Genomic DNA, 22,038 nt, shown 5'->3' with positions numbered 1-22,038 from the left:
GGTCGGGTCAGTCTTCGGAGGCGTACGACACGAAGCGAGCCCAGGCCCCCGGCGCCAGCGTGAGCCGGGGGCCCTCGACGTTCTTGGAGTCGCGGACGTGGATGGTGCGGGGCGCTATGGCGACCTCGACGCAATCATTTGGGTTGCTGGTGTCGCTGTAGCTGCTCTTGAACCACCTGAGCTCGGAAGCTGCTCCGGCAGGGGCCTTGCGGATCATGTCTCTCCCAGCAATCGCTCGATGAAGGCCAGCGACTCGCTTGCAGTCAGAGCCTCGCCTCGGATGATCCCATAGCTGAGTTCAAGGACCCGTAGGTGCTTCGGGTCGGAGACGGGACGGCCGTTGAACTCGTCGTCCATGCGCCCGACCGCCGTGCCGTCCTCGAACTTCAGTACCTGGATTCGCCCTCCCGAGCCAGGATGGTCCCAGCGGTCCACCGGCATCACTTGAATCCCGACAGTCGGCAGCCGCGCCACATCCAACAGGTGCTCAAGCTGGCTGCGGTGCGCCATTTTGCCGCCGATTGGGCGCTGGAGCGTCATCTCTTCCAGGACGAAGCTGAGTTCCGGGGCAGGTGAACGCTCGAAGATCGCCTTTCTGGCCATGAGCGGCTACCGCTTGCTCCAGCTGGTCCGGCGAAGGCACGGGCCGCCGTGTCATCAGCAGCGCCCGCGCGAACTCCTCGGTCTGCAACAGACGATGCAGGGCGTGGCTGCCATACGAGAGCAGCTCGACCGCCTTCGCCTCCGACGCCGCCAGATCCGGTACCTTCTTGGGGTACCGGACTTTGGCCACATCCTCCTTCATCGCCGAGATCAGCCCACCCGCCCTCAACACCCTGTCGGCGTTGTCCAGGTACCCGGGCTGGGGAATCCGCTTTCCGCCCTCGACCTTGTAGACCAGGTCCTCGCCGTAGCCGATGGCCTTGCCGAACTCGCCGGCCCTCATCCCCGCCGCCTCCCGGCGCAGCTTCAACTGTCGTCCCACCATGGCGATGACCGCGACGCCCCACTCGTCATCCGGATCCACCTCCCCAACCCGGCTCGTCCGACTCGCCCTTGAGTTCGTCCGTCATCACCCCTCCTGACACGTGCCGACGTTCCGGACAACCGCCGGACAGTCACCGTACGCAACGGCGCAATCACTCATCACGGTAGGCGTAGTCGGCCACTCTGAGTGACGTGAATCAGAAATTCGCCGACCCCAACGCCCGGAACACCGAACTCGACAGCGCCATCCGCTACTTGACCGTCCTGCTGTCCTCCACCCCACGCGGAGCCCGCCTGGCCCGGCTACTCGCGGCCGACCAGCTCCGAAGCTGGGGAATTCCGTCGGAGTCCGCGACGCACATCGTGGCGGAACTGGCCGCCAACGCCGCCACCCATGGCCGCCTGCCCGGCCGCAGCTTCCGCCTCACCCTCTACGTTGTCGGCCACACTCTGCGCATCGAAGTCGCCGACACGCGCGGTGACCGTCTGCCCGAGCTCCAAGTGCCGGACGCGCACGCCGAGTCCGGTCGCGGCCTGCTGATCGTCGACGCGCTCGCCGACCGCTGGGATGTCGCCGAGGGCCCTTTCCCGCGCAAGACCATCTGGGCCGAACTGTGCCTTCAGACACCGGAACCCGCCCCCACGGGTTCCGGTGACACCGGCGGCTGAAAGCCAAGAACGGACGGGGAAAGGAACCCACCAAACCCCACCCCTCCCGCCCGAGCCACTCGCTCACTCGGCCGGGTGAATATGCCTGCGTCAGCTGGATTTCACAGCCCCAGCTACCCGTACGCTCAGCGCAACACCACCGCAGACATGCGACGGCCCTCGCCGGGACGGCAATCCCAGTGCGAGGGCCTGACCACCGAGGAAGAGGCAACTTCCCGATGGATACCCAGAACCCTAGCGTGCCCCTGCGCGCCCAGTCCGGCATTGGCGGCAACAAGCACCCGAACCGGGGCCCTCAAGCTGCCGCACGCTCCGGCTCCGGCGGGCTCACCCACGACAACACCCGCCACACCACCCGCTTCACGGTGATCGGCAACCACCTGGTCCAGCACCCCGACCTCTCCCTCCTCGCGATCGGTCTGGCCTGCCACATCCAGTCGCTGCCGAGGGGCGCCCGCGTCGACATCAAGACCCTCACCGCTCGTTTCCCTGAGGGCGCCACCCGGATCGCCGCCGCCCTGCGCGAGCTGGAGACCCACGGCTACCTGCGCCGCGAACGCGCCCGCGTCCCCGGCGGCCGTATCGTCACGCGGACGATCTCCTGCAACCAGCCGACAGCCCAGCGCCAGCACCCCGACAGGCCCGGCTGCCCCACCCGGCGGCCGGCACGACCGGCGGCGGCACCGGCACAGCGCCCTCCCCGCACCGCCCCCAAGCCCCTCCCCGCCGTGCCCCAGCCGGCCTGCACCGCCCCCGCTGCCCTCCAGGCCGCCGCCGACCTTCTCGTCGATCTGCGCCGCCACGACCCGGGCCTGCTTCTCTCGGAGAAGGACACGGCACATCTGGCCCCCGGCGTCGCCGCCTGGCTGGAGCGCGACGTCAGCCCCGCGGCCGTGCGCCGGGCACTGACCGCCGATCTGCCACCTGAGGGGCTACGACGCCCCGCCGCCCTTCTGGCCCACCGCCTCGCCGCCCAGCTGCCACCCCCACCGCCGTTCCGGTCACCGGCCGCCCCACAGCCCGTACGGCACCCTTTCCAGACCTGCGACGGTTGCGACCGCCCCTTCCGCGCGCCCGCTCCCGGCCGCTGCCGCGACTGCCGAACCGATCTCCCGGAGGCCGCCTAACATGAACGTGACGATCCTTGCCCCCGGGCACAGACGAGGAGCGAGCGCCATGACCATCGCCCCGGACAACGCGCAGCAGGGCGCCTCCCACCTCTACCGGGCCATGCGTGACTTCGTGGAGTCCACGGACGGCACCCTCCCCGGCAAGTTCGAGATCACCAAGGAAGGGATCGTCCTCGACATGATGTCGCCTGTCCGGCCGCACGAGCTCACCGCGCTGCGTCTCCGGAAACGCCTGGAGAAGGTCATGCCCGAGGAGATCGTGGCCCACACGGGCGAACCCGATGTGGAGGTGGAGCCGGAAGGCATCATGCGCCGCCCTGACATCATGGTGATCGCCGAGGCGGACATGGAAGGAGAGGGGTCCTTCGACCCTCGTACGCTCATCGCCGCCATCGAGATCGTCTCCCGGTCCAACCCGGACAACGACTGGGTCACCAAGATGCGCGACTATCCCCTGATCGGCATCCCAGCCTACGCGATCTTCGACCCGCGCACCGGCACCGGTGCCGTCTTCGCGGACATCCACCCGACCCCCGGCGGTCCCCGTTACGCCACCCGCAAGGACTTCGTCTACGGCGAGGACGTCACCATCGCCGACTGGACCATCTCGACGGACGGCCTGCCGCGCTACAAGGACGAGGGCGCCGAGCCGGAGCCCCGGTCCTGAAGCCGAAGAGCGTCTTTCCGGATACGGATGAGCCGGTTTCGGCCACCTTGATCCGAGGTGGCAGGCCCTGGCTTGACTGACCCCCCTACGTCAGGGGAATCGTTCTCGTAAAGATCGTCAAGATCGTCGCGAAGATTTCTCCCGGGGTAGCACATGGCCATTTCCAGACCGCAGACACGGCAGTTCGAGGCGTTCATGACGAACCTGTCCTACGCCCGGCGCATGGTCAAAGCGGGTGCCATGCTCACGCCCTTCAGGTCTCCGACGATCGACATCGACGACTTCTACCGGGCGGCCTGGGTTCAGGCGGTCGCGGCCATCGATCACTGGCTGCACGAGGAGGTCCTGCGCCGGGTCGCCGAGCTGGCGGCCAAGGGCAGTCCTGAGATGCCGTACCAGCTCCGGGTCTACGAGCTGCCTTTGCACACGGTCGAGGCTGTGCGGCGTGGCGATGTGGCCCTGTCCGAAGCCGTGGTCGAGCACCTGAGGGAAAAGCTGTCGGGACAGGCGCTCCAGCATCCCGGAAAGATTTCCGAAGTACTCAAACTCGTAACGGAAAAGAAAGTCTGGTATGAGGCGGCGGGATGCGTCAACAAGGAATTCTTCCAGGGGCGCACCACATTCAACGAGAAGAAGCTCCGCAGCCGCTATCTGGAGATCACCCGGCGACGTAACAAAATCGCGCATGACGCCGACCTGATCGACGGCGACCTGAAACAGCGGTGCCCCATGGACGAGGCGGACGTGACGGACGCCATCGACTGGATCGAGCGCATCGCACTGGCCATCGCTCACGTTCTCGACAGCAAAGACCAGGAGGTGACCGAAGGAGGGCCGGCCGCCTCGTAGGCTGGTCCCCATGACGGAACTGCCAGCCCGGCGTCTTCTCCTGGTGCACGCGCACCCGGACGACGAGTCGATCAACAACGGCGCCACCATGGCCAGGTACGCGGCCGAGGGCGTGCAGGTGACGCTGGTCACCTGCACCCTGGGGGAGCGCGGGGAGTGCATCCCGCCCGGCCTGCGGCATCTGACCGGTGCCGCGCTCGGCGCGCACCGGCGCGGCGAGCTGGCCGCCGCCCTGCGCGAGCTGGGGGTCACCGACGCCCGGCTGCTCGGCGGCGCGGGCCGCTACGGCGACTCCGGGATGATGGGCACCGCCGACAACGAGGACCCCGGCTGCTTCTGGCAGGCCGACGTGGACGAGGCCGCGGAACACCTGGTCCAGGTGATCCTGGAGGTCCGCCCCCAGGTCCTCGTCACCTACGACGACAACGGCGGGTACGGCCACCCGGACCACATCCAGGCCCACCGCGTCGCCATGCGCGCCGCCGACCTCGCCGCCGGACGCGGGCACACGATCGACAAGGTCTACTGGAACCGCACCCCGCGCTCCGTCGCCGAGGACGCCTTCGCCCGGCTCCAGGACGAACTCCCGGCCCTGCCCTTCGAGAAGATCGCGGCCCTGGAGGACGTGCCCGGCGTGGTGGACGACGCGCGCGTCACCACCGCGGTGGACGGCACCGCCCACGCCGCCGCGAAGGCCGCCGCGATGCGCGCCCACGCCACCCAGATCGAAGTGGCCGGGTCCTCGTTCGCGCTCTCGAACGAGCTGGCGCAGCCGCTGTTCACCACCGAATACTACGAGTTGGTGCGCGGCACCGCCGCTCCCGGCGAGAGCGACCTGTTCGCCGGGATCGCCGCCGGGGAGGCGCTGTGAGCGGCACCCAGCGCGGCACCGGCACTCCGAGCCCGATGCTCGCCCAGCCGCTGCGCCCGCCGTCGCCGGGCCGGGCCCTGGCCTGCGTCGGCCTCTTCCTGCTGGGCGCGGTCGTCGCGCTCGCCGGAACCCTGGTGCAGGCGGCCTGGTTCCCCGGCGGGCTGCTGCTCGCCCTCGCGGGCGCCGTCGGGGCCTTCCTCGGCGGTGCGTACGCCACCCGGAGCCGGGGCGGCGCGATGGCCCCGGCGGCGGGCTGGATCGTCACCGCCATCCTGCTCACCTCCTCCCGTCCCGAGGGCGACTTCCTCTTCGGCGCGGGCGGCGGCTCCTATCTCTTCCTCTTCGGCGGCATGGCCCTCGCTGTGATCTGCGCCACCCTCGGCGCCACGAGGCAACCGCGCCCCGGCTCCGCCCGACTTGGGAAGTGACGTACCGCTTTCCGGTGCGCCCCGCGTGCGGCCCGCGTGCGAGTCGGGTGTGGGTTTCCTCAGCGGTCAGGGGATATACGCCAGAGGCGGCCAGTATGGTGGTGCGCGCCGCCGAGCCTCCCCCGTGCTCTCGACCCCGTTCGAGCCGGGGGGACCGCCGAAGCAGTGAGGTCAGTGTCGGGCGGCGGAGCCAACTGGGAGAACCTGCCTTGAGTCGTGAAACTGACACTCCGTCCTCCGGGCCCAACGGGCGCGGCGGAGCCGCGTACCCGTCCGGCACCCCGCCGTACGGAACCCCCATGGCTTCCGGCGACGGTGCGGACGCGGGCCGTTCGGGCGCGCAGTCCGAGGAACGCAAGACCGAGACCACGCTGACGACCCGGATCCGGATCAACATCCCCGGTTCCCGGCCCATCCCGCCGGTCGTCGTGCGCAAGCCCGTCGGCGACGGCGAGTCCGCCGACGCCGCTCGGGACGACGGGCCCGCCGCCGAGGCGAGCAGCGCCCCGGCCGCGTCGGCGCCCGCCCCCGAGGCCCCCGCCGAGCCGTCGGCCCCGGCCGAGGAGAAGACCAGCGACTGGTTCGCGCCCCGCAAGCCGGGCACGCCCGCCAAGGGCGGCGCGGGTGCCAACGGGGCCAAGAACCCCGGCGGTTCCGCCGGCGCGCCGGGTGCGCGGGGAACCGGGAGCCCGGCCGGTGGCACCGGTGCACGCCCCGGTGGTGTGGTCGGCTCCATGAGCGTGCCCGGCCGCGGCTCCAACAAGACGAACGGCTCGGGTCTGCCCGGCGCCACCGGCGGCCCGGTGGCCCCCGGACACGGCGGCGGCACCGGCTCCTTCGACGTCACCGAGGCGCTGGCCGCGGGCCCGCTGGCCGGTGGCTCCCGCTCCCCGGAGGCGGGCGGCGGCGAACCGCGCCGCGACGATCTGCCGTACTTCTCGGAGAACGGCGGCGCGGGCGGCGGCCAGGACCCCTTCGGCAACGGTGCGGGCGCGGGCGGCGCGAACGGCATGGGCGGACGGGGGGGCCAGGGCGGCCGGGGCGGCCCGCAGGGGCCCGCCGGGCCGACCGGTGGCCCGGTCACCGGGGACAGCCCGCTGCGGCCGGCCGCCGAGAGCCCCTACGGGCACCAGGCCGAGGGCCCCTACGGGCAGCAGGGTGCCGGGGGCGGCGCCCGCACGGACCTCGCCGACGCCGACGGACCGGCCGGGGTGCCGGGCGGTGGGCTCGGCCCCGGCGGCGGGCTCAGCGACGACACGGCTATCCTCACCCCGCAGAAGCCGGCCCCCGAACCGGGCACGCCCGGCTACCGGGCCCCGGACAACGTCTCCGGACACACCGTCACCAGCGGCATCCCGGTCGTTCCGGGTGGCAACGGTGCCCCGTTCGGCGCCGGCGGCCCGGCCGCCCCGGCGGCGCCCAAGCCCGAGCCGGCCGCGACCGCGGCGGCACCCAAGGCGTCGGCCAAGCCGAAGAAGAAGGGCCGCAGCAAACTGGTGCTGCTCGCCGCCGCCGTGGTCGTGATCGCGGGCGGGGTCTACGGCGCCGGGCTGCTCATGAACCACACCGACGTGCCCAAGGGCACCACCGTGCTCGGCGTCGACGTCGGCGGCGGCACCCGCGACGACGCCGTCAAGAAACTGGACGACGTGTTCGGCTCCCGCGTCGCCAAGCCGCTGAAGCTCTCCGTGGGCGGCCGCACGGTCATGCTCGCCCCGGCCAACGCCGGTCTCCAGTTCGACTTCCAGGCCACCGCGAGCGCGGCCGCCAAGAGCGACTACAACCCGGTCTCCGTGGTCGGCACGCTGTTCGGGCAGCAGCGCGTGGTCGAGCCGGTCATGCCGGTGGACGAGGAGAAGCTCCAGGCCGCGCTGCGGCAGGTGGGCGGCGGCTCCGGCTCGGGCGCGGTGGTCGAGGGCGGCATCAAGTTCGAGGCCGGCAAGGCGGTGCCCGTCTACGGGAAGGCGGGCACCGCCATCGACGCGGCCCGCTCCACGCAGGCGATCGAACAGGCGTACCGCACCGCGGTGGAGACAGGTGAGCCCACGACGGTCACCGTGCCCACCACCAACCGGCAGCCCGCGGTCTCCAACGCCGAGGTCGACCGCGAGATGAAGGAGTTCGCGCAGCCGGCGATGTCGGCCAAGGTGACCGTGATGACGGACGCCGCGCACGCGGTCCCGATGAGCCCGCAGAACTCGCTGTGGAAGTTCCTCCGCGTCACCGCAGTCAACGGCAAACTGGTCGACAAGCCCGATCTGGCCGCCCTGAAGCAGCTGTACGGGGGGGCCTTCGACGGCGTCCTCATCACCCGCGGCAACGGCCAGAAGACGCCGGTCACACCGCAGGACGTCTACGGAGCGCTGCGCCAGGCACTGATGAGCAAGACCAACCGGGTCGCGGTGATCAGCACCAACCCCGACTAGGGGCGCGACCCGGCTCGTGAGGGGCGTCCGGCGTGCCGCCGGGCGCCCCTTGCGGGTTGTCACTCCCACCCCATGACATCTGTCATCCGGCAACCGGGACCCCTGACACTGCCGGACGCCCGCCCCGCACCGGCACCATGGACGACATGACAACGACAGCGGTACCGACCGCCTCCGCCACCGAGGTGGTCGGGTTCGACCAGGTGACCAAGACGTACGGGACGGTACGGGCCGTCGACGGGCTCACGCTGCGGCTGCATCCCGGAGAGACCGTCGCCCTGCTCGGCCCGAACGGCGCGGGCAAGTCCACCACCCTCGACCTGCTCCTCGGCCTCAAGCAACCCGACGCCGGCACGGTGTCCCTGTTCGGCACCAGCCCCCGCGAGGCGATCGTGGCCGGGCGGGTCGGGGCCATGCTCCAGAGCGGCGGACTGATGGACGACGTCACCGTCGCCGAACTGGTCAAGCTGTCCTGCTCCCTGCACCCGCGGCCGTACAAGCCCGCCGATGTGATGGCCCGCGCCGGCATCGCGCAGATCGCCGACCGCAAGGTCAACAAGCTTTCCGGCGGCCAGGCCCAGCGGGTCCGCTTCGCGCTCGCCACCGCGGGCGACAGCGATCTGATCATCCTGGACGAGCCGACCACCGGCATGGACGTCTCCGCCCGCCACGCCTTCTGGTCCACCATGCGCGAGCAGGCCGACCAGGGCCGCACGGTCCTGTTCGCCACGCACTACCTCGAAGAGGCGGACGCCATCGCCGACCGGGTCCTGGTGCTGCACCGCGGCCGCCTGCTCGCCGACGGCACCGCCGCCGAGATCAAGGCCCGCGCGGGCGCCCGGCGGATCTCCTTCGACCTGGCGGGCGCCATCGACGAGGCCGCCCTGCGCGCCCTGCCGTTCCTGACCGCCGTCGACGTGTCCGGCCAGACCGTGCGCATCCAGTCCGCCGACGCCGACGCCACCGTGCACGCCCTGTACGGCCTCGGCGTCTACCCCCGCAACCTCGAGGTCGCCGGCCTCGGCCTGGAGCAGGCGTTCGTCGCCATCACGGAGGCCGAGGAGGCCAAGCAGTCATGAACAGTCTCATCAAGCTGGAACTGACCCGCGCCCTGCGCAACAAGAAGTTCCTGTTCTTCTCGGTGCTCTACCCGGCGGTCCTCTTCCTGATCATCGCGGGCAACGCCGACAACACCAGGATCGACGGCACGGGGCTGACCCTGGCCACGTACATGATGGTGTCCATGGCCTCCTTCGGCGCCCTGACCGCCGTGCTGATGGGCAACAGCGAGCGCATCGCCAAGGAGCGCGAGAGCGGCTGGGTACGGCAGTTGCGGCTGACCCCGCTGCCCGGACGCGGCTACGTCCTCGCCAAGACCGCCAGCGCCGCCGTGGTGAGCCTGCCGTCCATCGTGGTGGTCTTCCTGGCCGCCGCCGTGATCAAGGACGTACGGCTGGACGCCTGGCAGTGGCTCGCGCTCACCGGGGTCATCTGGGCCGGCAGCCTGGTCTTCGCCGCGCTCGGCGTGGCCCTCGGCTACCTCGCCACCGGGGACGCGGTCCGCCCCATCACGATGATCGTGTACTTCGGTCTGTCGATCCTCGGCGGCCTGTGGATGCCCTCGACCACCTTCCCGCAGTTCCTCCAGGACATCGCCAAGTGGCTGCCCACCCACGCCTACGCCGCGCTGGGCCGGGCCATCGAGCAGAGCCAGGCCCCGCACACCACGGACATCGCCGTCCTCGTCGCGTACTTCGTCCTCTTCGCGGGCGGCGCGGCCTGGCTGTACCGGAAGGACACGCTGAAGGCGTGAGCACCATGACGGAAGACCCCAAGGCGGCCGGGGCACGGCCGGAGACACGGGTCCGGATCGGACAGGGCGTGCAGGGCCGGCGCGAGCTGGTGGTGAAGGCGCTGTGGATCGCCGTGTGGCTGGTCTTCCTCGGCTCCCCGATCCGGGACCTGACCGGCGGCCGGCACACCACGGCCGGCGCCGTGGCGGGGGCGGCCGGCCTCACCGTCTTCGTGGGCGTGTACCTCACCCTGGTCTTCCGGCAGCTCGGGGCGCCCTTCGCGCCCCGGACCGTGGCCCTGCTGCTCGGCACCCTCCTCGTCCTCGCGCCCGCCCTGACCTACGGCCTCGGCACCCAGTGGAGCACGCTGTTCGTCTACCTCTCGGTGGCCTGTGGGGCGACCCTGCCGCTGCGCCTGGCGAACTGGGCGATTCCGGGCTCCGCCGTGCTGATGTACCTGGTCGGGCTGCACTGGGGCGTCTACACGGTGGACGACGACATGCTGATGGTCGTGCTCATCGGGTTCGCCATGGTCGGCGTGGGCCAACTGGTGCGCACCACCGTCGAGTTGCGCAAGGCGCGGGCCACCGTCGCCCAGCTCGCCGCCAACGAGGAGCGGCTGCGGCTCGCCCGCGACCTGCACGACCTGCTGGGCCACTCGCTCTCCCTGATCACGCTCAAGAGCGAGCTGGCCGGTCGGATGCTGCCCGACCACCCCGACAAGGCGGCCCAGCAGATCGGCGACATCGAACAGGTCAGCCGCCAGGCCCTGGTGGACGTCCGGGAGGCCGTCACCGGCTACCGGCGCCCCCGGCTCGCCGTGGAGCTGGCCGGTACCCAGGTGGCGCTCACGGCCGCGGGCGTCGCCGCCGAGCTGCCGCCCGAGCCCGACCTCTCCGGGGTGCCCGAGGAGGCCGAGTCGGCGCTCGCCTGGGCGCTGCGCGAGGCGGTCACCAACGTGGTGCGGCACAGCGGCGCCGACCGGTGCGCCGTACGCCTCACGCACCACCAGACGCTGGCCGGGCCGATGCTCGAACTCGCGGTCGAGGACAACGGGTCGGGCGTCGGGACCGGCGGCTTCGGCAACGGTCTGACCGGGCTGACCGAACGCCTGCAAAAGGCCGGCGGGACGCTGGAGGCGGCCCGGGTCAAGCACGGGTTCCGGCTGGTCGCCCGCGTGCCCGTGGCCCCCGCGGGGGACGTAGGATCCGGGGCATGACGAGCACCATCAGGGTCCTGCTGGCCGAGGACCAGTCCATGGTCCGCGAGGCGCTGGCCGCGCTGCTCGGCCTGGAGGACGACATCGAGGTCGTCGCCCAGGTGGCGCGCGGGGACGAGGTGCTCGACGCGGTCCGGGCGCACGACGTGGACGTGGCGCTGCTGGACATCGAGATGCCGGGCTGCACCGGCATCGAGGCCGCGGCGCGGGTCCACCGGGACCTCCCGGCCGTCAAGCTGGTCGTGCTGACCACCTTCGGGCGGCCCGGCTATCTGCGCAGCGCCATGGAGGCCGGCGCCGACGCCTTCCTCGTCAAGGACGCGCCCGCGGCCCAACTCGCCGCCGCCATCCGCAAGGTGCTCGCCGGGGAGCGGGTCATCGACCCCACGCTGGCCGCCGCCGCGCTCGCCGGGGGCGCGAACCCGCTCACCGAACGCGAGCGCGAGGTGCTGCGCGCCGCGGCCGACGGCTCCACCAACGCCGAGCTGGCCAAGGCCCTGCACCTGTCCCAGGGCACGGTCCGCAACTACCTCTCCACGGCCATCCAGAAGCTCGCCGTCCGCAACCGCGCGGAGGCGGTGCGCACCGCGCGGGAGAAGGGCTGGCTGTAGAAGCCGCGGGTACGGCCGGTCAGTTGAGCTTGGCGCGGGCGGTGCGGGCCTGCCGCCGTACCCGCTCGGCGGCCGGTTCGTCGACGACCTCGATCAGCTCGGCGTACGCGTCCAGTTCGTCCGCCCCGGCCGTGAACTGCCCGCGCTGCACCAGCAGTTGCCCGCGCTCGTAGCGCAGCCGAGCCGGGTGGGCGGGGATCAGCAGCGACAGCTCCACCGCGCGCAGCGCCACGTCCGAGTGCTCGGGGCGGGCCGCGGCCCACGCGCGGATGTTGTTCAGGATGCGCTGGACGACCTCCAGCGGGGGCGCGGGCTCCATCATCGCGGGGTCCGGCGGCGCGCCGGTCGCCCCGACCACGAGCAGCTCGGCGTCCGGCCCGGTCAGCACCCGGCCGCCCTCGAACGGGTCGGCCAGCACCCGCTCCCCGGCCGCCCCGAACCCGACCACGAAGTGCCCCGGCAGCGCGACCCCGTACACCGGGGCCCCGGCCCGCCGGGCCACCTCCAGCCACACCACCGACAGCAGGATCGGCAGCCCGCGCCGGCGCCGCAGCACCTCGTGCAGCAGCGAGGACTCAAGGCGCTGGTAGTCGCCGGGCGTGCCGTGGAACTCGTAGCGCCCGCCGAGCAGCCGCCGTACAGCCTCGGCCCAGGCGCGCGGGCCGCCGGGCCGGTACGGCAGCTCGCCGGCGAGCCGGTCCAGCTCCGCCTGCGCGGTGTCGATCCCGGCCTCGTCCAGCGAGCCGTCCGTCTCCGCGGCGATCAGCAGGCACAGCGCCGCCAGGTCCGGCCGCTCGGAGCGCGCCTGCTCGGCGAAGTGCGCCCGCACCTCGGCGGACCGCTCGGGCGGCGGCGGGTACGGGGGCGGCAGATACGGGTGATGCATGGCGGTTTACGCCCTTCCGAGGAGGGTCTACGACGGGCCGTGAGCGGGCTGTTCCCGCGGCTGCCGGTAGTGGTGGTAGGCGTGGTGCCGGGAGAAGCCCAGCGCGGCGTACAGGGCCTTCGCGGGCTCGTTGTCGCTCTCCACCTGGAGCCAGCCGGCCGAGGCGCCCTCGGTCAGCGCCCGGCGGGCGAGCGCGGCCATCACCTCGGTGGCCAGGCCCTGCCGCCGTCTGGCGGGGTCCACCTCGACGGCGGCGAACCCGGCCCAGCGGCCGTCCACGACACACCGCCCGATCGCCGCCGGGACCCCGCCCGGCTCGCCCGGCACGGAGGCGAACCACACCGAGGGGCCCCCGGTGAGCACCCGCAGCGCCACCTCGCTCACCCCCTTGCGCCGGTACCGCGCGAGCCACGCCTCGTCCGCCTCCCGGCCGAGGACCACCTCGGCGCCCTCGGGCCGGTCCGCGAGCGGGGCCAGCGCGCCGATCCACACCTCGGCACTCACCTCCCGCTCCCAGCCGCGCCGCTCCAGCTCCGCGCAGAGCAGCTCCTGCGTTCCCTCGGCGCCCGTCGCGGTCTGCACGTAGGCCGGCAGCCCGCGCTCGTCGTACCAGCGTCGTACGGCGTCCAGGGCCGCGTCGAGCGGAAGTCCGGGATCGCCCAGCGGCAGCACGCTGTTGGCACGCCGCGTATAGCCCTCCCGTCGCCCGACCGCCACCCCGGCCGGACGCGCTTCGCGCGGCTCCCTCTCGACCGCGGCCCGCAGCTCCCATTCACCGAGCCGCTCGCTCTCCACCGGGCGCCAGCCGCGCGAGACGGCCCGCGCCAGCTCCGCGTAGCTTGCCGCCGGGCCCCTGCGGCGTGCCGGGGCGGCCGGGACGACCTTGCCCGCCACGAGCGTGGTTTCCGGAAACCGCACGCTTGTACCGCTCCGCTGTGTGATCATGAGCACGCCATGATCCCAGGATGTGAGAACGCCCACCGTGTCGGTGAACTTCTCCCGCGCCGCTCCGGCTTCGCTCAAGCGCCGCACGGAGACGCGTTTCCCCACGTCAGCTGGGGTGATTCGGACTTCCAGGCGCCCTTGTGCCGAGATTTCCACCGGTCAGTTCACCCCTCCTGTTCGGATCATGCTCCGGAACGGAGATACTAGGGGCGGGCATCGACGACGCCGCGCTCCCGCGCGCCAGGCGGCGGAGCCTGAGGAGGCCCGCCAGCGCCCTATCGAGGAGGAACGACAGCGTGACCTACGTCATCGCGCAGCCTTGTGTCGACGTCAAGGACAAGGCGTGCATCGAGGAGTGCCCGGTCGACTGCATCTACGAGGGCCAGCGGTCCTTGTACATCCACCCGGACGAATGCGTCGACTGTGGTGCCTGTGAGCCGGTCTGCCCGGTCGAGGCGATCTTCTACGAGGACGACACTCCCGAGGAGTGGAAGGACTACTACAAGGCGAACGTCGAGTTCTTCGACGAGCTGGGCTCGCCCGGCGGTGCCAGCAAGCTGGGGCTGATCGAGCGCGACCACCCCTTCATCGCCGCGCTGCCGCCGCAGGGCGAGTGACCGTTTAGCTCCCAAGCGGCCCGCACCGCGCCGCCTCGGTCCCGTACGGCCCCGATCGCCCAGATCACCGCCGCACGGGACCGAGGCGTTTGCCGCACCAGACGAAAGTGAGCCACTGATCGTGTCCGCAGTCTCCGACCGGCTTCCCACGTTCCCCTGGGACAAGCTGGAGCCGTACAAGAAGACGGCCGCGGCCCATCCGGACGGCATCGTCGACCTCTCCGTCGGCACCCCGGTCGACCCGGTCCCCGAGCTGGTCCAGAAGGCCCTGATCGACGCGGCCGACTCGCCGGGCTATCCGACCGTCTGGGGCACGCCCGAGCTGCGGGACGCGATCCTCGGATGGCTGGAGCGGCGCCTGGGCGCACGCGAGGTGACCCACCGGCACGTGCTGCCGGTCGTCGGCTCCAAGGAACTGGTGGCCTGGCTGCCTACCCAGCTGGGCCTCGGCCCCGGCGACAAGGTGGCCTACCCGCGCCTCGCCTACCCCACGTACGAGGTCGGCGCGCGGCTCGCCCGCGCGGAGTACGAGACGTACGACGACCCGCGCGACCTCGACCCGGCCGGCCTGAAGCTGCTCTGGCTGAACTCCCCGTCCAACCCGACGGGCAAGGTGCTGGGCAAGCGGGAGTTGACGGAGATCGTCGCCTGGGCCCGCGCCCACGGCGTCCTGGTCGTCTCCGACGAGTGCTACCTGGAGCTGGGCTGGGAGGCCGACCCGGTCTCGGTGCTGCACCCGGACGTCAACGGCGGCTCGTACGACGGCATCGTGGCCGTCCACTCCCTCTCCAAGCGCTCCAACCTGGCCGGCTACCGCGCCGCCTTCATCGCGGGCGACCCGGCCGTCCTCGCCCCCCTCCTGGAGATCCGCAAGCACGGCGGCATGATGACCTCGGCGCCGACCCAGGCCGCGGTGGTGGCCGCGCTGGGCGACGACGCGCACGTACGGGAACAGCGCGCCCGCTACGCCGCCCGCCGCGAGGCGCTGCGCTCGGCCCTGCTGTCCCACGGCTTCCGCATCGAGCACAGCGAGGCCAGCCTCTACCTGTGGGCCACCCGCGACGAACCCTGCTGGACCACCGTCGCCCACCTCGCCGACCTGGGCATCCTGGTCGCCCCCGGCGACTTCTACGGCCCCGCCGGCGAGAACTTCGTGCGGGTGGCCCTGACGGCGACGGACGAACGGATCGCGGCGGCGGTCGCCCGCCTGCGGTAGGACCCGCCACCGCGGACGCGAAACGCCGAACGGGGTCCAGGGGACGTCCCCTGGACCCCGTTCACCGGGCGGTGCCGGCTCAGGTGAGGGGCAGACCCTGCATCGGGAGGTTGGCGGTCGGCAGACCGCCCTGCGTGGCGCCGGCGGCCGCGTCGCCCAGGGCGTTGCCCGCGGCGCCGGCGACGCCGCCCGCGGCCTGCTGGGCCGCCGGGGCGGCCTTCTTCACGGCGCCGCCGGCCGTCTTGCCCGCGGCCGGCACGGCCGACTTCACGGCGTTGCCGCCCGCGTTGCCCGCCAGCGAGGTGACGTGCTCCGCGGCACCGTCGACGGTGTCGCCGACGTGCGCCGCGTCCAGCGCGGTCAGGCCGCTCAGGTTCGCGGCCGGCAGGTTCGTGGCCGCACCGGCGGAGCCGGCCGCACCGACCCCGGCGGCCGCTCCCGCTGCGACGAGCAGCGCGGCACGGGCGATCCGGCGGGTCAGGGGGAGGGACATGATGCTCCATTCGACGGGAGAAGAACGATCTGTGTCATCCGGACCCGGCACCGGGCTCGGACGCCATGACTACCGCTCGAAGCCCCCGAAGGTTGCGGACGTCCCCGGTAAAGAACCGATAACGCATCGCATTATCAGGTGGGGATAAAAACGGGCAAAGGGCGTCTGCGAGAACGCCCAGCAGAATCCTTCCGCCCCTTGGGCCACAAGGGATCTCGCCCGAATTCCAAAGCTCGCCCGTTTGGCCGCGTGTGAAACGCCGAAGCCACCCGCAAGCAGGGTGACCCGTACTACTGTCCGGTCACGATCCGGACAACGCCCACGGACTTCTCCGCCCCCGCGGCCCCCGGCGAGCGCACCTGCTGCCACGCCCCGCCGTCGCTCCCGGCGGTCCACACCCGCCCCGCGTACGTCACCCGCTGGATGTGCAGCGCCGAGGAGTTGGCGACCGCCCAGTGCGCGAGCTGCCACCCCCGCTCCCGCTCGTCGCGCCCGCTCGCGTCCGTCCGCGTGCCGAGCGGCACCGGCACGGTCACCGTCCGCCCGCTCGCCGTCGCCGTCACGCTCGGCGAGGGGGACGGCGAGGGCACCGGCGCCCCGCCCACCTCCGCACCGGTCTCCTGGAGCGCGTCCCGCCCGAAGTCCCGTACCAGCGCGGCCCGTACCGCGTCAGGACCGACCGCGGTGGCCGTCGTGTCGAACCGCCCGTCACAGGTCAGCGTGGCCGCCGCCCGCCCGGTCAGCGCCGCCGACAGCAGCTCCGCGTCCGGCTCGTGCTTGGCGTACGCCTCGGGGTAGCCGCTGCGCTGCACCTTCTGCGCGGCCACGGTGAGCGGCAGCTCGGTGTAGTCGGGCACCTTGGCGAGATGGGCGTAGAAGATCCCGGCCGCGTACGTCGGGTCCATGATCTGCCGCTCGGTGCCCCAGCCCTGCGAGGGCCGCTGCTGGAACAGGCCGAGCGAATCGCGGTCGCCGTGCTCGATGTTGCGCAGCCCGGACTCCTGGAGCGCGGTGGCCAGCGCGATGGTCACGGCCCGCTCGGGCATGTTCCGGCCGGTGCCGACGGCGGCGATCGTCGCCGCGTTCGCCGCCTGCTCGGGTGTGAACTCGTACGACGCTCTGGCGCCGGTGGCCGAGACCACCTTGCAGCCGTGTGCCCCGCCGCCTCCGGTGACGTACTGCACCACGAGGTAGGCGGCGACACCGCACAGGACCAACAGGGCCGCGGCGAACCGGAGAAGACGGCCGCGGCGCTTGGGACGGGTGGGGGACGGCTGTGACACGCGTACAAGGTAGCGGAGGGATCACCACCGCTCACCAGCGGTCCGCCGGCGTGCGCGGGGCGGGGGCGGGCCGGGGTGGCGCGCTAGGGTCGAGGCCATGGCCGACACCTCGCTTGACCTCACGCTGGACGCCGCCACGCTCACCGCGCGGCTCGTGGACTTCGCCTCCGAGAGCGGCACCGAGAAGCCGCTCGCCGACGCGATCGAGACCGCGCTGCGCGCCCTGCCGCACCTGACGGTGGACCGCTACGGCAACAACGTGATCGCCCGCACGAACCTGGGCCGCGCCGAGCGGGTCGTGCTGGCCGGGCACATCGACACCGTGCCGATCGCGGACAACGTGCCCTCGCGCCTGGACGAGGACGGCGTGCTGTGGGGCTGCGGCACCTGCGACATGAAGTCGGGCGTGGCGGTCCAGCTGCGCATCGCCGCCACCGTGCCCGCCCCCAACCGCGACCTGACCTTCGTGTTCTACGACAACGAGGAGGTCGCCGCCCACCTCAACGGCCTGCGCCATGTCGCCGAGGCCCACCCGGAGTGGCTGGCCGGCGACTTCGCGGTGCTCCTGGAGCCCTCCGACGGCGAGGTCGAGGGCGGCTGCCAGGGCACCCTGCGGATGCTGCTGCGCACCGAGGGCGAGCGGGCGCACTCGGCGCGCTCCTGGATGGGCGCCAACGCCATCCACGCGGCCGCGCCGATCCTGGCCCGCCTCGCGGCCTACGAGCCCCGCTACCCGGTGATCGACGGCCTGGAGTACCGCGAGGGCCTGAACGCCGTGCGCATCGAGGGCGGGGTCGCGGGCAACGTCATCCCCGACGCGTGCGTGGTCGCCGTCAACTTCCGCTACGCCCCCGACCGCACCGAGGAGGAGGCGATCGCGCACGTCCGCGAGGTGTTCGCGGACTGCGGGGTGGCCGAGTTCGTGGTCGAGGACCACAGCGGCGGCGCGCTGCCCGGCCTCTCCCACCCGGCCGCGGCCGCCTTCATGGAGGCGGTCGGCGGCACCCCGCGCCCCAAGTACGGCTGGACGGACGTCTCCCGCTTCGCCGCGCTCGGCATCCCCGCGGTCAACTACGGCCCCGGCAACCCGCACCTGGCGCACAAGCGGGACGAGCGGGTGGAGACGGCCAAGATCCTCAAGGCCGAGGAGCGGCTGCGCGGCTGGCTCACCGCCTGAGCCCGCGCGCGGCGCACGCCTGGCGGACATGCGTATGTCCCCCCTGCGTAACCCGCGTAGATCTAGGCTGAGAACGAACCACCGGCAAGCGGAGGGAGCGCGCACATGCCTACCGGGAACCCCGAGGGGAAGAAGCAGCCGCCGGACGAGCAGCGGCTCGGGCCGGTCCTGCGGCGGCGGGGCCAGGTGACGCCGAGCACCACCGACCAGCGGCTGCTGGACGCGGGCGGCCCCTCCGACTGGGTCCACACCGATCCCTGGCGGGTGCTGCGCATCCAGTCGGAGTTCATCGAGGGCTTCGGCACGCTGGCCGAACTCCCGCCCGCGATCAGCGTGTTCGGCTCGGCCCGCACGCCCGCGGACTCGCCGGAGTACGAGGCGGGGGTGCGGCTCGGCCGCGGTCTGGTCGAGGCCGGCTGGGCGGTGATCACCGGTGGCGGCCCCGGCGCGATGGAGGCCGCGAACAAGGGCGCGTGCGAGGCGGGCGGCGTCTCGGTCGGGCTCGGTATCGAGCTGCCCTTCGAGCAGGGGCTGAACCCCTACGTCGACATCGGGCTGAACTTCCGCTACTTCTTCGTCCGCAAGATGATGTTCGTGAAGTACGCCCAGGGGTTCGTGGTGCTGCCCGGCGGCCTCGGCACCCTGGACGAGCTGTTCGAGGCGCTGACCCTGGTGCAGACCCAGAAGGTCACCCGCTTCCCGATCGTCCTCTTCGGCAGCGCCTACTGGGGCGGTCTGGTCGACTGGCTCAAGAACACCCTGGTGGCCAGCGGCAAGGCCCTGGAGAAGGACCTGCTCCTCTTCCACGTCACCGACGACGTGGAAGAGGCGGTGGCCCTGGTCTCCAAGGAGGCCGCGCGCTAGCTGCCCGTCAGGCGAGACCGCGCCGGGCCACCGCAGGGGGGCGGTGGCCCGCGATGGACGACACCATGTCGAGGACCTGGCGGGTCTCGGCGACCTCGTGGACGCGGTACACCATCGCCCCGAGCCAGGAGGACACCGCCGTCGTCGCCAGCGTGCCGATCAGCCGCTCCTTGACCGGCCGGTCCAGCGTCTCCCCGACGAAGTCCTTGTTGGACAGCGACACCAGCACCGGCCAGCCCGCGGCGACCATCTCGTCCAGCCGCCGCGTCGCCTCCAGACTGTGCCGGGTGTTCTTGCCGAAGTCGTGACCGGGATCGATCAGCACCGACTCGCGCGGCACCCCGAGCGCCACCGCGCGCTGTGCGAGGCCCACGGTCACCTCCAGGACGTCCGCCATGACGTCGTCGTACTCCACCCGGTGCGGGCGGGTGCGCGGCTCGGCGCCGCCCGCGTGCGTGCACACCAGGCCCACCCGGTGGCGCGCCGCGACCTCGGCGAGAGCGGGGTCCGCGCCGCCCCACGCGTCGTTCAGCAGATCGGCGCCCGCCGCGCACACCGCCTCGCCGACCTCCGCCCGCCAGGTGTCCACGCTGATCACCACGTCCGGGAACCGGCGCCGTACCTCCGCCACGAAGCCGACCGTGCGCCGCGCCTCCTCCTCGGCGGAGACCTCCTCGCCGGGGCCCGCCTTCACCCCGCCGATGTCGATGATCGCGGCGCCCTCGGCCACCGCCTGCTCGACCCGCGCCAGGGCCGGCTCGTCGCGGAACGTCGCCCCCCGGTCGTAGAAGGAGTCGGGGGTCCGGTTCACGATCGCCATGATCACCCGATCGTGCGGTCCGAATTCCCGCCTGCCCAGCCTGAGCATCCGCTGTGACCTCTTCCTCGCGCGTCCGGCACTGCGACCGCCAGTGACCCTAACTGTCGGAGGCGCATGGCACGATCGGAGCTGACAGATTCCGCGTCCGGCGACAGCGCCGGCACCCGAGCAGGGGGCCCCGAGACGATGGTGATGTTCCTCTTCCTGGTCATCGCACTGGCCGTCGTGGTCGCCGCGGTGACCCTCGCCGTGGTGGGCGGCGGCGAGAGCGGCCCGCTGCCCGACGCCGCGCCCGAGCGGCTCCATGACCCGCTGCCCGACGACCGGCCGGTGGGCCGCGAGGACGTCGAGAGCCTGCGCTTCCCGCTCGCCGTGCGCGGCTACCGCATGTCCGACGTGGACGACGCCCTCGGCCGCCTCGGCGCCGAACTCGCCGAGCGCGACGCCCGGATCGCGGGCCTGGAGTCCGCGCTGGCCGGGGCGCGCGCCGCCGCCGAGCGCCCCACCCCGGACACGTCCCGGCACCCGGAGGACCAGCAGTGACCGCCGCCATCGCGGGCCCGGACGGCGCGCCGCGCTGCCCCTGGGCCCTGTCCACCGACGACTACGTGTCGTACCACGACGAGGAGTGGGGCCGCCCGGTCCACGGCGACGACGCCCTCTTCGAGCGGCTCAGCCTGGAGGCGTTCCAGTCGGGCCTGTCCTGGATCACCATCCTGCGCCGCCGGCCGGGCTTCCGCGCCGCCTTCGCGGGCTTCTCCATCGAGAAGGTCGCCGCCTTCACCGACGGGGACCGCGAGCGCCTGCTGGCCGATCCGGGCATCATCCGCAACCGCGCCAAGATCGACGCGACCCTCGCCAACGCCCGCGTCCTCGCCGGCTGGGCCCCCGGCGAGCTGGACGAGCTGATCTGGTCCCACGCCCCCGACCCAGGCGGGCGCCCGGCCCCGAAGACCCTGGCCGACGTCCCGGCGGTCACCCCGCAATCCACGGCTCTGTCCAAGGAGTTGAAGAAGCGGGGCCTGAAATTCGTCGGCCCGACGACGGCGTACGCCCTGATGCAGGCATGCGGTCTGGTCAACGATCACTTGGAGACGTGCGTCGCTCGTTGACGCCCCGAAGGGGCGCGGGGCGCCGGCCCACGGTGCGTCACCGCCCCGAATACTTCGGCTTCTCCTTGTTGACGAACGCCTGCACCGCGATCGCGTGATCCTCGGACTGCCCGGCGCGGGTCTGGAGCTCGTCCTCCTTCTCCAGCGTCTCCGCCAGCGTGTGCGTCAGCCCGAACGCCACCGCCTCCTTGATCGCCGCATAGGCGACCGTCGGCCCCGACGCCAGCTTCCGCGCCACCTTCTCCGCCTCGGCCCGCAGCTCGGCCACGGGCACCACCCGGTTGGCGATCCCCAGCTCCAGCGCGTCCTGCGCGCCGATGCTGCGCGGGAACAGCAGCAGATCCTGCGCGCGGCTCGGCCCGACCACCCGCGGCAGGGTCCAGGAGATCCCGGAGTCCCCGGTCAGGGCGACGCCCACGAACGACGTGTTGAAGGACGCGGTGTCGGCGACCACCCGGTAGTCCGCCGCGAGCGCGAACCCGAACCCGGCCCCCGCCGCGACCCCGTTCACCGCGGCGACCACCGGCTTCGCCGCCCCCGCCAGCGCCCGCACGATCGGGTTGTAGTGCTCGCCGACCGTGCTCATCGTCTGCCCGGACCCGGTCTCCCGGTCCTGCGCCAGCAGCCCGATGTGCTCCTTGAGGTCCTGGCCCACACAGAACGCCCGCTCCCCGGCGGCGGTCAGCAGGATCGCCCGTACGGCCGGGTCCCCGGCCGCTTCCTCGGCCGCGTCCCGCAGCGCGACCTTGGCCGCCACGTTCAGCGCGTTCATCGCCTCGGGGCGGTTCAGCGTGATCGTCGCGAGCCCGTCGCTCACCTCGTAGAGCACGGTGTCGGCCATGGCGCATCCCCTCCGGTTCGCGGTGGTGGCGTACCGCTCGGTACGTCCCTGTCCGATCACAGCATGGCGGAGATCACCGGCCAAGGGCCCGACGGCGGGTGTGAGCTGCGTCAAAGAAAACCGGGCCCCGGATG

Annotated in this window: 24 protein-coding genes and 1 pseudogene; 17 read left to right on the top strand and 8 right to left on the bottom strand. The window is 72.4% G+C overall.

Annotation, left to right across the window (positions count from 1 at the left end; all coding sequences use genetic code 11):
• Nucleotides 1-7: 7 nt before the first annotated feature.
• On the bottom strand, nt 8-217 hold the full coding sequence (locus tag ACE4Q9_RS11845) for a DUF397 domain-containing protein (protein ID WP_397984202.1): 210 nt from the start codon (nt 215-217) through the stop codon (nt 8-10).
• Nucleotides 214-1,073, bottom strand: a pseudogene (locus tag ACE4Q9_RS11840) (helix-turn-helix domain-containing protein). Before ACE4Q9_RS11840 ends, ACE4Q9_RS11845 begins: the two are co-directional and overlap by 4 nt.
• A gap of 106 nt (nt 1,074-1,179) precedes the next feature.
• On the opposite strand from ACE4Q9_RS11840, the gene ACE4Q9_RS11835 reads away from it, so the two are divergent.
• The 11 genes from ACE4Q9_RS11835 (at nt 1,180) to ACE4Q9_RS11785 (ending at nt 11,650) form a co-directional block, all read left to right on the top strand.
• Entirely contained in the window at nt 1,180-1,656 is a 477-nt protein-coding gene (locus ACE4Q9_RS11835; RefSeq protein ID WP_397984201.1) for an ATP-binding protein, read from the top strand.
• A 218-nt stretch (nt 1,657-1,874) separates the two neighbouring features.
• Nucleotides 1,875-2,783, top strand: coding sequence for a helix-turn-helix domain-containing protein (locus ACE4Q9_RS11830; protein ID WP_397984200.1), 909 nt, complete (start codon nt 1,875-1,877; stop codon nt 2,781-2,783).
• Between the two features lie 49 nt (nt 2,784-2,832).
• Nucleotides 2,833-3,453 (top strand): Uma2 family endonuclease, encoded by a 621-nt coding sequence (locus ACE4Q9_RS11825; protein WP_351876218.1) that lies wholly within the window; start codon nt 2,833-2,835, stop codon nt 3,451-3,453.
• A gap of 153 nt (nt 3,454-3,606) precedes the next feature.
• Nucleotides 3,607-4,302, top strand: a complete 696-nt coding sequence (locus ACE4Q9_RS11820; RefSeq protein WP_397984199.1) for a hypothetical protein — start codon at nt 3,607-3,609, stop codon at nt 4,300-4,302.
• 10 nt (nt 4,303-4,312) lie between these two features.
• A complete protein-coding gene (gene mshB / locus ACE4Q9_RS11815) occupies nt 4,313-5,173 on the top strand; it encodes an N-acetyl-1-D-myo-inositol-2-amino-2-deoxy-alpha-D-glucopyranoside deacetylase (protein WP_397984198.1) in 861 nt (286 codons plus the stop codon).
• Between the two features lie 35 nt (nt 5,174-5,208).
• Nucleotides 5,209-5,601: a DUF6113 family protein gene (locus tag ACE4Q9_RS11810; protein ID WP_397987187.1), complete on the top strand. Its 393-nt coding sequence runs from the start codon at nt 5,209-5,211 to the stop codon at nt 5,599-5,601.
• Nucleotides 5,602-5,810: 209 nt separating this feature from the next.
• Entirely contained in the window at nt 5,811-8,027 is a 2,217-nt protein-coding gene (locus ACE4Q9_RS11805) for a hypothetical protein (protein ID WP_397984197.1), read from the top strand.
• Between the two features lie 146 nt (nt 8,028-8,173).
• Nucleotides 8,174-9,106: an ABC transporter ATP-binding protein gene (locus ACE4Q9_RS11800; protein WP_397984196.1), complete on the top strand. Its 933-nt coding sequence runs from the start codon at nt 8,174-8,176 to the stop codon at nt 9,104-9,106.
• Nucleotides 9,103-9,840, top strand: a complete 738-nt coding sequence (locus ACE4Q9_RS11795; RefSeq protein WP_397984195.1) for an ABC transporter permease — start codon at nt 9,103-9,105, stop codon at nt 9,838-9,840. Before ACE4Q9_RS11800 ends, ACE4Q9_RS11795 begins: the two co-directional genes overlap by 4 nt.
• A 5-nt stretch (nt 9,841-9,845) precedes the next feature.
• Entirely contained in the window at nt 9,846-11,039 is a 1,194-nt protein-coding gene (locus tag ACE4Q9_RS11790) for a sensor histidine kinase (protein WP_397987186.1), read from the top strand.
• On the top strand, nt 11,036-11,650 hold the full coding sequence (locus ACE4Q9_RS11785; RefSeq protein ID WP_397984194.1) for a response regulator: 615 nt from the start codon (nt 11,036-11,038) through the stop codon (nt 11,648-11,650). Before ACE4Q9_RS11790 ends, ACE4Q9_RS11785 begins: the two co-directional genes overlap by 4 nt.
• Nucleotides 11,651-11,669: 19 nt before the next feature.
• Here the strand turns inward: ACE4Q9_RS11785 and ACE4Q9_RS11780 are convergent, their stop codons facing one another.
• Nucleotides 11,670-12,536, bottom strand: coding sequence for a tetratricopeptide repeat protein (locus tag ACE4Q9_RS11780; RefSeq protein ID WP_397984193.1), 867 nt, complete (start codon nt 12,534-12,536; stop codon nt 11,670-11,672).
• 27 nt (nt 12,537-12,563) lie between these two features.
• Entirely contained in the window at nt 12,564-13,637 is a 1,074-nt protein-coding gene (locus ACE4Q9_RS11775) for a GNAT family N-acetyltransferase (protein WP_397984192.1), read from the bottom strand.
• Nucleotides 13,638-13,777: 140 nt separating this feature from the next.
• Here ACE4Q9_RS11775 and fdxA point away from each other — a divergent pair, with 140 nt between their 5' ends.
• Nucleotides 13,778-14,098, top strand: a complete 321-nt coding sequence (gene fdxA / locus ACE4Q9_RS11770) for a ferredoxin (protein WP_018561461.1) — start codon at nt 13,778-13,780, stop codon at nt 14,096-14,098.
• Between the two features lie 121 nt (nt 14,099-14,219).
• A complete protein-coding gene (locus tag ACE4Q9_RS11765; protein WP_397984191.1) occupies nt 14,220-15,314 on the top strand; it encodes a bifunctional succinyldiaminopimelate transaminase/glutamate-prephenate aminotransferase in 1,095 nt (364 codons plus the stop codon).
• Between the two features lie 79 nt (nt 15,315-15,393).
• Here the strand turns inward: ACE4Q9_RS11765 and ACE4Q9_RS11760 are convergent, their stop codons facing one another.
• Both ACE4Q9_RS11760 and ACE4Q9_RS11755 read right to left on the bottom strand, forming a co-directional pair.
• Nucleotides 15,394-15,807 (bottom strand): ATP-binding protein, encoded by a 414-nt coding sequence (locus ACE4Q9_RS11760; RefSeq protein ID WP_397984190.1) that lies wholly within the window; start codon nt 15,805-15,807, stop codon nt 15,394-15,396.
• A 290-nt stretch (nt 15,808-16,097) separates the two neighbouring features.
• Complete coding sequence (locus ACE4Q9_RS11755) at nt 16,098-17,090, bottom strand: heavy metal transporter (RefSeq protein ID WP_397984189.1); 993 nt, start codon at nt 17,088-17,090, stop codon at nt 16,098-16,100.
• A 97-nt stretch (nt 17,091-17,187) separates the two neighbouring features.
• On the opposite strand from ACE4Q9_RS11755, the gene dapE reads away from it, so the two are divergent.
• Together dapE and ACE4Q9_RS11745 are read left to right on the top strand one after the other, a co-directional pair.
• On the top strand, nt 17,188-18,267 hold the full coding sequence (dapE, locus tag ACE4Q9_RS11750; RefSeq protein WP_397984188.1) for a succinyl-diaminopimelate desuccinylase: 1,080 nt from the start codon (nt 17,188-17,190) through the stop codon (nt 18,265-18,267).
• Nucleotides 18,268-18,372: 105 nt separating this feature from the next.
• The gene (locus tag ACE4Q9_RS11745; protein WP_397984187.1) at nt 18,373-19,131 is read left to right on the top strand and encodes a TIGR00730 family Rossman fold protein; all 759 of its coding nucleotides are present in this window, start codon (nt 18,373-18,375) and stop codon (nt 19,129-19,131) included.
• A gap of 7 nt (nt 19,132-19,138) precedes the next feature.
• Here ACE4Q9_RS11745 and folP read toward each other — a convergent pair whose 3' ends face one another.
• Entirely contained in the window at nt 19,139-19,999 is an 861-nt protein-coding gene (folP, locus tag ACE4Q9_RS11740) for a dihydropteroate synthase (protein WP_397984186.1), read from the bottom strand.
• 138 nt (nt 20,000-20,137) lie between these two features.
• Here folP and ACE4Q9_RS11735 point away from each other — a divergent pair, with 138 nt between their 5' ends.
• The gene (locus tag ACE4Q9_RS11735; protein ID WP_397987185.1) at nt 20,138-20,494 is read left to right on the top strand and encodes a DivIVA domain-containing protein; all 357 of its coding nucleotides are present in this window, start codon (nt 20,138-20,140) and stop codon (nt 20,492-20,494) included.
• Complete coding sequence (locus ACE4Q9_RS11730; protein WP_397984185.1) at nt 20,491-21,063, top strand: DNA-3-methyladenine glycosylase I; 573 nt, start codon at nt 20,491-20,493, stop codon at nt 21,061-21,063. Before ACE4Q9_RS11735 ends, ACE4Q9_RS11730 begins: the two co-directional genes overlap by 4 nt.
• A 37-nt stretch (nt 21,064-21,100) precedes the next feature.
• On the opposite strand, the gene ACE4Q9_RS11725 is transcribed toward ACE4Q9_RS11730, so the two are convergent.
• Nucleotides 21,101-21,904: an enoyl-CoA hydratase/isomerase family protein gene (locus tag ACE4Q9_RS11725; protein WP_397984184.1), complete on the bottom strand. Its 804-nt coding sequence runs from the start codon at nt 21,902-21,904 to the stop codon at nt 21,101-21,103.
• Nucleotides 21,905-22,038: the final 134 nt, after the last annotated feature.

The organism is Streptomyces sp. AM6-12 (genome assembly GCF_044327085.1).
Classification (GTDB): domain Bacteria; phylum Actinomycetota; class Actinomycetes; order Streptomycetales; family Streptomycetaceae; genus Streptomyces.
This window is presented reverse-complemented; position numbering and strand designations above follow the sequence as displayed.